The sequence below is a fragment of the Hominiventricola aquisgranensis genome (genome assembly GCF_040096225.1).
In the GTDB taxonomy this organism is placed as follows: Bacteria; Bacillota; Clostridia; order Lachnospirales; family Lachnospiraceae; genus Hominiventricola; species Hominiventricola aquisgranensis.
Window position 1 is genome coordinate 1 of sequence record NZ_JBBMFC010000014.1, and the last position, 14,377, is coordinate 14,377.

Annotated in this window: 12 protein-coding genes and 1 other RNA gene; all 13 read right to left on the minus strand. The window is 45.2% G+C overall.

Annotated features, from left to right (window positions below; translation table 11 throughout):
- Positions 1–87: 87 nt before the first annotated feature.
- The 13 genes from WMO62_RS08825 to ffs all read right to left on the minus strand — a co-directional run bounded on the left by WMO62_RS08825 (position 88) and on the right by ffs (position 14,342).
- Positions 88–1,113: an ABC transporter substrate-binding protein gene (locus WMO62_RS08825; RefSeq protein ID WP_349144464.1), complete on the minus strand. Its 1,026-nt coding sequence runs from the start codon at positions 1,111–1,113 to the stop codon at positions 88–90.
- 108 nt (positions 1,114–1,221) lie between these two features.
- Complete coding sequence (locus WMO62_RS08830; RefSeq protein WP_349144465.1) at positions 1,222–2,238, minus strand: ABC transporter permease subunit; 1,017 nt, start codon at positions 2,236–2,238, stop codon at positions 1,222–1,224.
- A complete protein-coding gene (locus WMO62_RS08835; RefSeq protein ID WP_349144466.1) occupies positions 2,235–3,305 on the minus strand; it encodes an ABC transporter permease in 1,071 nt (356 codons plus the stop codon). The genes WMO62_RS08830 and WMO62_RS08835 overlap by 4 nt, the downstream gene beginning before the upstream one ends.
- Positions 3,298–4,818 (minus strand): sugar ABC transporter ATP-binding protein, encoded by a 1,521-nt coding sequence (locus WMO62_RS08840; RefSeq protein WP_349144467.1) that lies wholly within the window; start codon positions 4,816–4,818, stop codon positions 3,298–3,300. Before WMO62_RS08840 ends, WMO62_RS08835 begins: the two co-directional genes overlap by 8 nt.
- 78 nt (positions 4,819–4,896) lie before the next feature.
- The gene (locus WMO62_RS08845; RefSeq protein WP_349144468.1) at positions 4,897–5,994 is read right to left on the minus strand and encodes an ABC transporter substrate-binding protein; all 1,098 of its coding nucleotides are present in this window, start codon (positions 5,992–5,994) and stop codon (positions 4,897–4,899) included.
- A 178-nt stretch (positions 5,995–6,172) separates the two neighbouring features.
- The gene (locus tag WMO62_RS08850; protein WP_349144469.1) at positions 6,173–7,618 is read right to left on the minus strand and encodes a sensor histidine kinase; all 1,446 of its coding nucleotides are present in this window, start codon (positions 7,616–7,618) and stop codon (positions 6,173–6,175) included.
- A 12-nt stretch (positions 7,619–7,630) separates the two neighbouring features.
- Complete coding sequence (locus WMO62_RS08855) at positions 7,631–9,250, minus strand: response regulator transcription factor (RefSeq protein ID WP_349144470.1); 1,620 nt, start codon at positions 9,248–9,250, stop codon at positions 7,631–7,633.
- Between the two features lie 13 nt (positions 9,251–9,263).
- A complete protein-coding gene (locus WMO62_RS08860) occupies positions 9,264–10,307 on the minus strand; it encodes an aldose epimerase family protein (protein ID WP_349144471.1) in 1,044 nt (347 codons plus the stop codon).
- 13 nt (positions 10,308–10,320) lie between these two features.
- Positions 10,321–10,917 (minus strand): recombination mediator RecR, encoded by a 597-nt coding sequence (recR, locus tag WMO62_RS08865; protein WP_117500029.1) that lies wholly within the window; start codon positions 10,915–10,917, stop codon positions 10,321–10,323.
- Entirely contained in the window at positions 10,917–11,261 is a 345-nt protein-coding gene (locus WMO62_RS08870) for a YbaB/EbfC family nucleoid-associated protein (RefSeq protein WP_117500028.1), read from the minus strand. Before WMO62_RS08870 ends, recR begins: the two co-directional genes overlap by 1 nt.
- Positions 11,262–11,280: 19 nt before the next feature.
- Complete coding sequence (dnaX, locus tag WMO62_RS08875; RefSeq protein WP_118440626.1) at positions 11,281–12,840, minus strand: DNA polymerase III subunit gamma/tau; 1,560 nt, start codon at positions 12,838–12,840, stop codon at positions 11,281–11,283.
- A gap of 24 nt (positions 12,841–12,864) precedes the next feature.
- Positions 12,865–13,941 (minus strand): 6-phosphofructokinase, encoded by a 1,077-nt coding sequence (locus tag WMO62_RS08880; RefSeq protein ID WP_349144472.1) that lies wholly within the window; start codon positions 13,939–13,941, stop codon positions 12,865–12,867.
- A 139-nt stretch (positions 13,942–14,080) separates the two neighbouring features.
- Positions 14,081–14,342: signal recognition particle sRNA large type (gene ffs, locus WMO62_RS08885), an RNA gene on the minus strand.
- Positions 14,343–14,377: the final 35 nt, after the last annotated feature.

Genomic DNA, 14,377 nt, shown 5'->3' on the forward strand with positions numbered 1-14,377 from the left:
GTTAATACAAAGAAACGCCAAAACCGACATTTGCCGGAATTGGCGTTTCTTATATTAGGGACTTATTTTACAGCCCCATTCATATTCTCAGTATGTTCGCGTTTCAATAATGAAATCAAGATCCATAGAAGTATCAAAATATTTTTCATCCATATATCGGACCTTCGCCACATCCTCACCACGCTCCAGCTGCTGAATGATATCCGCCACCACCGGTCCTTGCAAAGGATTGCATTCAACCATCATATTGATCTTACCTTCCTGCATAGCTTCAAAAGCTGCCCGGACCGCATCGAACGAAATGATAATGATGTCTCCATCAGGTCCACAAGTCTTCCCGGCTTCATGAATAGCGTCAATAGCGCCAAACGCCATATTATCATTCTCACAGATCACAACATCGATATCCGGGTACTTTGCAAGAAATCTTTCCATAACCTCTTGTGCTTTTGTCTGAGTAAAGTCTGCAGACTGATACTCCAGCATGTTCCAGTTCTTATGAAGTGCAAGGACTTCCGAAAAACCTTCAGTTCTTCCAAGCTGTGCAGATGAATCCAAGGTTCCCTGCAACGTCACCAGATTGATGGTCTCCCGACTGCGTCCCCTGGTTTCCAGATAATTCGCCAGCCATTCCCCTGCTTTTCGTCCTTCTTCCTCAAAGTTGCTTCCAACCCAGCAGGTATACAGCGATTCATCACTCACAACCACCTTACGGTCTGACACGATAACCGGAATTCCTGCATCCTTTGCCTCTTGCAGAACCGAATCCCAGCCGGTCTCCACCACCGGGTCAAGTAAAATATAGTCCACCTCCTGCAGAATAAAACTTCTGACAGCCTTCAACTGGTTCTCCTGCTTATTCTGCGCATCTTCATACAACAGATAATAACCATTTTCCGCTGTAAATGTATCCAGAAACGACTGCGTATTAGCTGCACGCCAATCAGACTCCGATCCTACCTGTGAAAAACCTACGGTAATATAGCCTTCACTGTTTTCTGTCTCTTCCTCTTCCTGCTTCAGCACCTCATTTTCAGTTCTGTAACTTACAGAACATGCCGGCACAAAAAAGATCCCCGTCAGAATCAACATTGCTATAAACCACTTTCTCATGCTGTCTCCCTTTCTCTGAGCTGTATTGTCCAATGCTAAATTATATTTATCTTATCATGCCTAGCAAAAAAAGGGAATCGAAATGACGATTCCCTTTTTAATTCCATATTATTTCTTGCTGTCTTTGATCTTTGCAAAAATACTCTGCAGTACGATGAAGAAGCACAGAAGTGCTGCCACTGCAATACTGGACCAGGAACTTAAGAGTTTTCCGTTGGTCTTGACCAATGTGGAGATGGTTCCATTGATCAGCACTCCGAAGAATGTGCCAATGACATTTCCAACACCACCTGTCAGCAGTGTTCCGCCAATAACCGCCGAGGAGATCGCATCCATCTCCAGCCCCAGTGCCTGACGCACACTTCCGGACATGGTATTCAGACAATAGCAGATACCGCCGATAGAACACAGGAAAGATCCCAGTACATAAGCTTTCAGCTTTGTCTTCTTCACATCCAGTCCCATCATGGTTGCAGACTGTTCATTGCCGCCTACTGCGTAAAGACTGCGACCAAACTTAGTGTAACGGAGCATCAGGAATACAGCTACCAGAACCACAAGCGCAACAACTACTGTGATACGCATAAACGGTACCTGCAGAACACCTTTACCGTTCACATATCCGCCAAACGGAAGTTTGATCTTTGCATTTGCAAGTCCTACAAAGAATGCATTATTGCTGATGGATACCTGATTTGTACTAATTACAGCAGTCATGCCACGCGCAAAGAACATACCTGCCATGGTAACAATAAACGGCTGGATCTCCAGATAACCAACACAGAATCCCTGTACCAGTCCGAATACAATGCCGATCAGCAACACAAGGATACAGAGCACCGGAGCACTAATTCCCCACTCTTCCATGCCTACTGCCAGGAACATACAGTCCATAGCGATCAGGGCACCTACGGAAATATCAATGCCGCCTGTCAGCATGATACAGGTCGTTCCACATGCCACGCAAAGCAGTCCGGCATTATTGATCAGTATATTAAGGAATGTCTGGAAATGGGTAAATCCTTTCGCACCATAGATCACACAGCCAATCGCATACATTACCACAAACAGTGCAATCGTAATCAGCAGAAGAAGGGTATTACTGTTCATTTTCTTTGTTTTCATGCCACAGCACCTCCTTTTGCAAGTGCTTTCTTCGCAGCTCTTCTCTTCATATATGCCTTAAACGGAGGAGCCTGAATGGTTACGATAATGATAACGATGATTGCTTTGTATACTGGAGCCACATCCGTGGAAACACCCAGTGCATACAGTGTTGTGGTAATTGCCTGAATAGTATAGGCGCCAATGATGGAACCTGCCAAGCTGAATTTACCACCGCCCAGGCTGTTGCCGCCAAGTGCAACTGCCAGGATCGCATCCATCTCGTAGTTCAGACCAATGTTATTAGAGTCCGCTGAATAGATACGAGAGGAAGCTACAATACCTGCAATACCTGCTGCCAGTCCACAGACCAGATAGCAGATAAAAATAATTTTCTCAGAGTTCAGTCCGGCAATTCTGGATGCCTTTTTGTTGATACCAACGCTCTGTACATATAGGCCAAGTGCCGTCTTCTTCAGAAGCAATGACATGATCAGTACGCAGATTGCTGCGATCACGATCGGCGTTGGAATGAATCCGCAATATCCACCGAAGAATTTGTAAGAATCACTACGTACATATACGATCAGGTTGTTGCAGAGCAGAAGACCGATCGCTCTTGCAGCAGAGAACAGAATCAACGTTGCGACCATAGGCTGTACATTCAGATAGGCTACCAGGAAACCATTGAAGGCACCGCAGAGACAGCCCATCAGGATACCACCAAGTACACCAACCAGCAGCGGAACTGCCAGATTGCTTGTAGAAGATACTCCATATCCCGCCAGTAACATACAACAGAATGATGCTGCCAGTGACATAACAGAACCTACGGAAATATCTGTTCCGGCAGATGCGGATACAACCAGCGTCATACCAATTGCCAGGATTGCAATCTCACTTCCTCTGTTGAGGATATCGATCAGACGACCATAGAGAACACCATTTTTAATAGAAATGGTAAAAAAGTTCAATGCAAAATTACCGTTTGCTGCGTCGTATAGAATATTTGCAGCCATTACAAGGATCATACAGAAAATCGGGAGAAACAGCTGCATGCTTGTAATTTTTTTCAATTTATTACTCATCTGCTTCACCTCCGGCGATTGCTTTCATAACACTTTCCTGCGTCAGACTTTCTGTGATCTCTCCTACCTTCATACCGTCACGAAGAACTGCCATCTTCGTACAAGTACGGAGCATCTCTTCGATCTCAGAAGAGATGAAGATAACACCTTTTCCTTCTGATGCAAGCTTCAGAACCAGCTTCTGGATCTCTGTCTTGGTTCCGATATCGATACCACGTGTCGGCTCATCCAGAATCAGGAAATCCGGATCTGTTGCCAGCCAGCGTCCAAGAATTACTTTCTGCTGGTTACCACCAGACAACTGTTTGATCAACGTCTCACGGCTTGCTGTCTTGATCTGAAGCATCTCAATATATTTGTCTGCCAGTTCGATCTGTTCTTTCATCGGCAGAAGTTTGAACATTCCTCTCTTCGCCTGAAGAGCCAGAATAATATTTTCGCGGACAGACAGATCTCCAATGATACCTTCTGCTTTTCTGTCATCTGGCAGAAGTCCCATACCAAGCTTCATGGCATCGATCGGGGCATTGATCTTCACTTCTTTTCCTTTAACTTTCAGAGTACCGGTCTGGTTCTTATCAGCACCGTAGATAACACGTGCCAGCTCGCTTCGACCCGATCCAAGAAGTCCTGTAAATCCAACAACTTCACCTTTATGTACCTGCAGATTAAAGGGTTTGATCGTTCCTTTATGGCTCATGCCTTCTGCATCGATCAGAATATCATCATCTGTAAACACCGGTGATTCTTCGGATTTAATCGCTGCCAGATCATCAAAATCTTTACCCATCATAGCTGCAACCAGTTTCACACGTGGAAGTTCAGCGATTGGATACTCTCCTACCAGCTGACCATCGCGAAGAACAGTGATACGATCACAGACTGCATATACCTGCTCCAGGAAGTGAGTAACGAATACGATACCTACACCCTTTGCTTTCAGTTGATTCATGAGTTTGAACAGCTTCTCAACTTCATTATCATCCAGAGAAGATGTGGGCTCGTCCAGGATCAGGACTTTACAATCCATATCCACCGCACGAGCAATTGCGATCATCTGCTGAAGTGCCAGAGAATATTCTTCCAGATTCTGAGTCACATCAATATTCATATCCAGATCATCTACAATCTTCTGAGATTTTTTTACCATGGTCTTCCAGTCGATTGTTCCTAATTTGGTCTTAGGTTCACGACCGATAAACAGGTTCTCAGCCACACTCAGGTTCGGACAGAGGTTTACTTCCTGGTATACAGTAGAAATACCTTTTTTCTGCGCATCCAGCGTGGAATGATTTACTACAGGACCATCAATACCATCTACACGAATTTCACCGGCTTCAAATGCGTTGATACCAGTCAGGCACTTGATCAGTGTTGATTTACCAGCACCATTCTCCCCCATCAGAGCATGGATCTCACCTTTCCTCAAAGTAAAATCCACATTATCAAGAGCTTTGACACCAGGGAAAGTCATGGAAATGCCACGCATGGTCAATACTACATTATTGTCCATAATCTTACATCCTTTCCGAGAAAGAGGGAGAGACCCTCGTTATGAGCCTCCCCCTCGGCAAATCAGTTATGATTCTAATTAGTACTGTGCTGCGATGATGTCATCTGTTACAACGGTCAGCGGCTGAGCTTCACCATCAACAGTAATCTCGCTGAGGATATCCTCGTTTACATACCAGTGCTCTTCCATGTATACTTCTTTTTCCGGTGTCTCACCAGCCTGAAGCTGTTTGATAACCTGCTCTACAAACGGAGCTGCCAGCGGGTTGCACTCAAAGTCAGCGTTGATCTCACCCTTCTGTACATACTCAAGACCTGCGGTACAAGCATCGAAGGAAACAAGGATCACATCTCCGTCTACTCCGTAGGAAACACCTGCTGCTTTCATAGCATCCATAGCTCCAAATGCTTCGTTATCGTTCTGGCAGATAACTACATTGAATTTTCCTTCATAGGATTTGCAGTAAGACTCCATAACTTCCTGTCCACCGTCCTGAGTGAAATCACCACTCTGGGAATCTACGATGTTCCAGCCTTCTCTGTCAGCGATCTCTTTGAATCCCTCTGTACGTCCAATGGCTGCAGATGCTCCGGTAGATCCTTCGATTACCAGTGCGTTGATCTCTTCAATTCCTTTTGCTTCCGCATAAGCTTTCAGCCACTCACCAGCTGCAAGACCTTCTGTCTTGAAGTTGGAACCTACCCATGATACATATTTATCAGAGTCATCAATTGTACGGTCGATTACGATAACCGGGATTCCTGCATCCTCACACTCGGTAAGAACAGTGTCCCATCCGGTAGATACGATCGGATCGATAATGATGTAATCAACATCCTGCTCAATGAATCCACGAACTGCTTCCAGCTGAGTAGCGGAATCATTATCACAGTCTACAAACTGAAGATCATATCCATTTGCTGCAGAGAATACATCCTGGCAGGATTTTGTTGAAGCGGTACGCCAGTCTGACTCATGACCAACCTGTGCAAATCCGATGGTAATAGCATCCCCGTCTGCTGCTGCAGTATCTGCTGTCGCATCAGCTGCTTCATCTGTAGTTTCCTCTGCTGCGGTATCTGTTGCAGTATCTGTAGATGCGCTGCTTCCACATCCAGCTACCATAGTTGCTACCATTGCTGCACATACCAGTGCACTTACAACTTTTCTTTTCATGTTCCAATAACCTCCCGTTATTTTTTGATTCGCTCCTGGGATTTATTTCCCTTGACTACGATAACATCATATCTTATCTATTATCAAAAAAATACGGACATCCTTTGGAATTAAGTTTATTTTTTTACTGATTTTTGAACAAACTATGAACAAAAGTTGATTTTTTTATGAAAAAAGTTTAATTTTTTACGGTCGGAATGATTGCGCTGATTTCCGTCCACTCTCCGTCTTCGCTGCTCATCAACAATCCATACTCAGCTCCATAATTTAACTTCAATCGCTGATTGACATTTGCCAGTCCAAATCCATTGGGCATATCTTTGTCCTGAATCTCTCCGCTGATAAGCTTCTTCACATAATCTAACCGTTCCGGATCCATGCCTTTTCCATCGTCTCTTACGGTAAATACGAGTCTATCTCTGCATTTTTTCCCTGTTACCAGAATATGCCCCAGACCACGCTTGTTCTTGATTCCATGATACAGTGCATTTTCTACCAAAGGCTGAAGAGTCAACTTCAAGATCTGATATTGATAGAGTTCTTCCGGAATATCAATTTCATATGCCAGAATATCACGATATCGAAACTGCTGAATCTTCAGATAACTGTCAATATGCCGTTCTTCTTCTTCCACAGTGATAAAGTCACGGCCTTTGCTTAATGTAGTACGGAAGAAATCAGACAGTGCCGTGACCATCATAACAACCTGATCCTTTTCTCCCGCCTCCGCAAGCCATATGATAGCATCCAGCGTATTGTATAGAAAATGCGGATTGATCTGAGCCTGCAGAAGCTTTAACTCGGTAGCGCGAAGATTTAACTGCTCTACTCTGATGTCTTCCACCAGATTTCCAATTTGTTCCACCATCTGGTTAAATCCTCTGGTAAGAACTGTAAGCTCCTCCGTTCCGGTCTCTTCTGCACGGACTACAAAATTACCTTCTCCGGCCTGTGTCGTCACTTCGCAAAGTTTTGAAATAGGTTCTGTAATCTCTAATACGATCTTCCGGTTGATCAGAAGTGTTCCAGTAAGAATAGCTGCAAACACAACAATACTCATGCGGATAGCCATATCCACATCTCTTCGGATCCCTTCCCTGAGTTCCTCCAGATTTGTCGTTTCATAATATATATATTTCTGAATCTGTTCCTGTATCAGTTCCGTCAGTACTCGGATATTCAGATCCAGACGCTCCATATTTGTATCATAAGCTCCGCTGACCAGTGCATCCGCCTCAATCTCCTCCACTCGGTCCTCCAGAGTGTTCAGACTCTTCAGAATACGATTCAGGCTTTTTTTCGCATAATCCCGATCCGCCTCTTCATACAGATTCTCAAATACCTCACGCGCCTCATTGATCATGACATGAGGCTGTTCTGTATCAACAAGCTCTGCCGCTCTCTCTGAATTGACTACAATGATGTACATGACATAATCCATATTTTCTTTAAAATCAATGTTGTAGGCATTAGCCTTTGTAATATTTTCCACGATCAGATCATAACGGTTAGAAAACCGGTTCATCATGATCAGAAGATAAATGACCAAAACTGCCAACGGTATGAGACATACTCCCAGAAGCACATTCAAACGTTTTTTCAGAGTTGTATTTTTCTTTCTCATACGAACGTTCTCCTATGCTTTTGCCCGAAATTCTCTTGGTGTACATTCCTGTGTTTTTTTAAACAAATAGCTGAAATAATGTGCATCTTTATATCCTACTGCAAATGCGATCTCCGCAGTCTTCATAGTTGTACTACGAAGAAGTTCTTTTGCTTTTTTCATCCGCACAGAGGTCAGAAACTCGATAAATGTCTGTCCTGTCTCCTGACTGAAAATGGTACTGAAATGATTTGGACTCAGATTTACCTCAGCCGCCGTCATATTCAATGAAATTTCTTCATTGTCATAATTCTCTTCTATGTAATCGCGAGCTCTCTGTAAAAGAGAACTGTACTTTTTGCTGGACACCTTATCTCTTAATTCCATGACTGCTTCAAATACTTTGCACATGTATTCTCTGCTCTGTTCCACGGTTGAAAATACAGCTGTCATGGCCTTAAAGTCTCCACATTTATTTACAAGTTCTTCTGATGTATATCCAAGCTGTTCCACCATGGATACTGCGGTAAAATACATGTCCATGGTCACATACTGCCGGAAAAACAGAGACTGGATATTCTTCTCTCCAAGACTCTGAAAATATTCGTTGATAAAATGGCTGGTCTCCCCACGGGTACCTGTTTTCAGAAAACTCTCCACGATCCGCCGATCCATCTTGTCCAGATTCAGAAGATCGACCTGAAGATTCTCATCCTCATCCACTTCTCTTTCCGTCTCTTCACACCGGAGAATCTGATTGCGCTTTTTCAGGTAACGATACGCAAATGCACGGCTCGCATTTTCAAAGCATTTCTTCAGCTCGCTCAGCCGTACCACTTCAGTTCCGACACCGCCAAAATACTCCAGTTTTTCCTCGCCACTGTTCTGTACTGTCTGTTCCAATTTCTCCAATAACTTTTGCTCTGTCTCCAAGATTGAACAGGCTTCAGTCTCTTTCAAAATAAATGCCCACCCCTCCAGTCCAAGCTCTATGGTAAAAACCCCTGGAATGTGTTCAGCTGCCTCTTCCAGAATCTGGCCTGCGGTATTCTGTTCTTCTGAATACACATCAGCCTCTTTATCTGAAAACACCTGAAACAAAACAATATTATAGCGATCAGCCGCGAGATCCATTCCGATCTCACGGCCTTCCTTCAATAATGCAGATACTGGATGATTGCCCGATACCAGCTTTTTAAAAAACTTCTGTCTGGAAAGACGGGCATTCTCCTCACGCTCTTTTTCAAAGGTCTGAAGAAATTCTTTCTGTTCCTTTTCTTCTTCAATTACCTGTGCCACTTTCTTAACGGCTTCCAGAAGCTTTGCTCCACTGATAGGTTTTACCAGATAATCTGTAATCCCTATTTTGATTGCTTCCTTTGCATACTCAAATTCATCATATCCACTGAGGATCATGATCTTAATATCTGGAAGTTCCTGCTTTACCAGCCGGCTCAGTTCCAGACCATCCATAAACGGCATACGGATATCTGTGATCAGAATATCAGGTTTTGTTTTCTGAATCAGCGGATACGCCAATTCTCCATCGCTGGCATCTCCCACAAATTCAAATCCTTCCTTTTCCCACTGGATATTTTTCTTGATTCCTTCTCTCATGACGATCTCGTCTTCAACCAAAAATACTTTGAGCATGCTTTATCCTACTTTATCTGAATTTATAAATTGTTGTGGTATGAACCTTCTGTCCCGCCTCAAATACCGGCTGCGGAAATTCCGGATGATGAACAGCATCTGGAAAATACTGTGTCTCCAGGCAGAGTGCGTGACGCTTGTCATAAGCCACACCACCCTTTCCTGTCTGCGGAGTGATAAAGTTTCCTGCATAGAACTGAACTCCCGGAAGGTCTGTATATACTTCCATGGTAATGCCGGAACGATCATCCTCCACCTGAGCGATCTGTTCCAGATCACCATGATTATCAAGAACCCAGTTATGATCATAGCCGCCAACAAGTGTCAACTGTTCAAAATCCGCATCAATTTCATCGCCCACACGTTTCAGCGAGCGAAGATCCATGGGAGTCCCTTCTACTGGCAGCGTTCTTCCTGTAGGAATAGCTCCCGGAAGGATTTCCGTAAATCCATCCGCTTTTATCATCACACGTTCATCATGGATAGAACCACTGTCATGTCCTGCCAGATTAAAATAGCTGTGATTGGTCACATTAATAACCGTTTTCTTATCACTGACTCCATCATAATCAATGCGGATAGCATTGTCTTCCTGCAGCGTATAGGTAACACTCATATCCAGATTTCCCGGAAATCCATTTTCCCCATCTGGACTGCGATAGGTGAATTTCACTGCATTTTCTGCCTCCAGAACTTCTGCATTCCAGATCGCTTTGTGGAATCCGTGTTCTTTATCTGTATGAAGATTATTTCCATTCTCATTGGCTGCCAGTTCATATTTCACCCCATCGATTTCAAAGGATGCGCCACCAATACGATTTGCATTTCGTCCAATCGTAGAGCCAAAGAAGCAATCATTTCCTTCATAACCGGTGACAGAATCAAACCCCAGCACAACATCTCGGCTTCCACCTTTTGCATCCGGCACGATCAGCTGCGTCAGAATTGCTCCGAAGTTTGTTACTGCCGCTTTCATGCCATTTTTATTAGTGATCGTATAAAGAAATGTCTCTTTGCCGCCTTTTGTAACTCCAAATGTTCTTTTCGAAATACCCATTTCTTATTCCTCCTTACAGCTCCACGCGGCCTTCCAGCGCACGAAGCAAAGTCACTTCATCAATATACTCCAGATCTCCGCCCACCGGCACCCCGCTGGCGATACGACTCACCTTGATCCCGGTCGGCTTCACCAGCTTGCTGATATACATGGCTGTGGTCTCGCCTTCCAGACTGGAATTGGTGGCGATAATCACTTCATCCACATCCTTTTCCAGCCGGTGCATCAGTTCCTTCAGGCGAATATCGGAAGGTCCGATTCCCAGCATGGGTGATATTGCTCCATGAAGCACATGATAAACCCCTTCATATTTTCCTGTCTTCTCATAAGCGCTCATATCCCGCGGATTCTCCACCACCATAATGACTTTGTGGTTTCTCTGAGGATTGGCGCAGATAGGACATAATTCCTTGTCTGTCAATGTCAGACATTCTTTACAATAGCGGATGGTTTTCTTCGCTTTTACGATGCTGTCTGCCAGCTTCTCCACCCGTTCTTCCGGCATATCAATAATATGAAATGCCAGCCGCTGTGCGGTCTTTGCTCCGATACCCGGCAAAGAAGCCAGTTGTTCTACCAACTGGCTGATCTGACTGCTGTAATATTCCATCAGAGACCAAATCCTCCCAGCCCTCCGGTAAGCTTGGCCATATTTGCTGCTGATGCTTCATCTGCTTTGCGCAGTGCCTCATTGACCGCTGCCATGATCACATCTTCCAGCATCTCTACATCATCCGGATCAACTGCTTCCGGATCAAGTTTCACTTTTGTCACTTCTTTTTTACCGGTTACAGTCACTTCTACTGCTCCGCCGCCTGCGGTTGCTGTAAATTCTGCTGTCTCCAGCTCTTTTGCACTCTCTTCCATCTGACGCTGCATTCTCTGTGCCTGTTTCATCAGATTACTCATGTTTCCCGGCATTCCGCCTCCTGGAAATCCACCTCTTTTTGCCATATTTCTATCCTCCTGTTTTCTATGGTTCAATGTCAATATCCATATCTATAAACCCTGACAGATCCGTCACAGGATCCTGTGGTCTTGGATCTGTATGGGGTGTATGAATCTGTACTTTCATGCGGACCTTAAGTTCTCTTTCAATCATTTTTTCCACGCTGTCCGCCAGTTCCTGTTCATCCACCGGCAGTTCTCTTGCCAGAATGATCTGCACACCGGTTCCATCCGGCAGTTCTCGCAAAGCCGCATCCTTCAACTGCTGGCTCTGCATTCCACCCATCTTTCTGCGGAGTTCCTGAAAGCGGTCTACAAACATCCGCACATCTGTAGATAAAGCTTCTCTTGGGAGCTTCTCCTGACTGCGGGACTCTGTCTCCTGCCGGGACTGTGCCGCTCCTGATTCCACTGCTGCCATCATAGGAATCCCTTTTTCCATCTGCTGTTCCAGCACACGGATCCTCTGCAAAATAGAATCATAATTCTGTTCCATTGCCGGACGGCACAGCTTGATCATGGCCAGTTCCACAAGCACACGCTTCTGCGTCGCATAACGAAGCTGGCCTGATAATTCTGACAACACACGAATATAACGCATGAGCGTATCCGTATCTGTCAGATCTGCTTCTTTTTTCATCTGTGCCAGACGTTCCGTTGATACATCCAGCACATCTTCCATATTCTGATCGCTCTTTAACATCAGAAGATTACGAAGATACCAGATAAAATCTGTGACAAACTGAGACAGTTCCCGACCCTGCAGAATGATCTGTTCCAGTTCCCGCACCACATCTGTAAGCTTCTGATCACAGATCTTACGGAACAGATCACCGAATACATCTGTGTCCACTGCTCCCAGCACATCCAGCACATGGTCATAGGTCAGCTTCTGGCCCAGATAAAAGGCGATACACTGATCCAGAAGACTGAGTGCGTCTCGCATGGAACCGTCCGCTGCTTTTGCAATATAGGTAAGAGCCTTATCTTCTACTTCCACCTGTTCTTTTTCTGTCAGTTCTCTCAACCGGTCTGCGATGGTCTCTACCGTGATCCGGCGAAAATCATACCGCTGGCATCTGGACAGAATCGTAATAGGAATCTTATGGGCTTCTGTCGTTGCCAGAATAAAGATCACATAAGAAGGGGGCTCCTCCAGTGTTTTCAACAACGCATTGAATGCACCGATGGAAAGCATATGGACCTCATCGATAATATAGACTTTATACTTTCCTTCTGTCGGTGAATAGGCAACCTCATCCCGGATCTCACGGATATTGTCCACGCCATTATTGGATGCCGCATCGATCTCAATCACATTCATTGATGTTCCTGCGGCAATTGCCCGACAGGACGCACATTCGCCACAGGGATTCCCATCCACCGGGTGTTCACAGTTGACCGCTTTGGCAAATATTTTTGCCACAGTGGTCTTACCTGTACCTCTGGTTCCACAGAACAGATACGCATGTCCTATACGATCCGCGTTGATCTGATTCTTCAATGTTGTCACTATATGGTCCTGCCCCTTCACATCCGAAAACTCCGAAGGGCGGAATTTCCGGTATAATGCGGTGTAAGACATGTCTATCCTCTCCTGTTCTGTCTGTTAATCTCCAAAACTGATACCGATCATCTTTGCTTCTTCAATGATGCCGGAATTCGGATCAACCATTTTCAGTTTACCTGCCACTTCGCCAAGCGGTACTTTACAGGTCTCTCCATTGATAATGCCTACCATATATCCGTATTCTTCCTGGATGATCAGCTGCGCAGCTCTTGCGCCCAGACGGGTGGAAAGCACACGGTCATAAGGAACCGGAGATCCGCCTCTCTGAGTGTGTCCCGGAACAGTCACACGCACATCCGCGCCGGTCCGCTGCATGATCTGTTCTGCCAGCTCATAAGATACAGACGGATACTGATAATTTGCCAGTTTATTTTTATATTCCTTCTTGGACAGAGCAGCATCTTCCTTGGAGATCGCTCCTTCTGCCACTGCCAGGATCGTAAATCCTTTTTTCGCTTTGTTTCTCCTCTGAATCGCTTCGCAGACTTTATCAATATCATACGGAATCTCCGGAATCAGCACGATATCTGCACCGCCTGCAATACCTGCATGAAGGGTCAGCCATCCTACTTTATGTCCCATAACTTCCACAATAAATACACGACCGTGAGAAGCTGCTGTGGTATGGATACAGTCAATACAATTCGTTGCGATATCCACTGCACTCTGGAAACCAAAGGTCATGTCGGTACCCCAGATATCATTGTCGATGGTCTTGGGGAGATGGATGATATTGAGTCCCTCTTCACTCAGAAGATTGGCTGTCTTCTGTGTTCCATTACCGCCCAGGATCACCAGACAATCCAGATCCAGTCTGCGGTAGTTCTGCTTCATGGCTGCTACCTTGTCCAGTCCGTTTTCATCCGGTATGCGCATATTTTTAAAAGACTGACGAGAGCTTCCAAGGATCGTACCTCCGCGGGTCAGGATTCCTGAAAAATCTCTGGCTGTCAGCAGACGATATTCGTTGTAGATGAGACCCTTGTATCCCTCTTCAAATCCATAGATCTCCACATCGCTTCCGAGTTCATTATATAATCCTTTTCCAACGCCTCTCATGGTGGCATTCAGCGCCTGACAGTCGCCACCGCTGGTTAAGATACCTACACGCTTCATAACTCACTCTCCTTCACTGTCGTTTTTTGCAAAAAGTATTTGAGTTTATTATACCCTACCTGTCTGGTTTTCACAAGCACACGTAAAAAAAAGCCCCGATGCCGCGTGTGACATCAGGGTCTCATTCTTTATTTTTAATCCGTGCATCCCGCTTTGAACTGTCGACCGCCACGTTACCTGCACAGTTAACTCAGACCAGGCACCCTCGCGGCACACAGGAGATCCCGCTTAGTGCTGCTTTGTTCCCAACCTGACACGGTTCACAGGTTCCTGTTGCGCAAGACCCGGGCATCAATGCCACTTATGCAGGGCAGCTGACGATCGAACAGCCCGAGGCAGGATATCACCTCTACTAAGGCGGATTGTAGATACAGGGCACCGCCATCTCCCCGGCTGCACGGAAATCTTATGACATTTTTACTTGCAATTCTCTTCA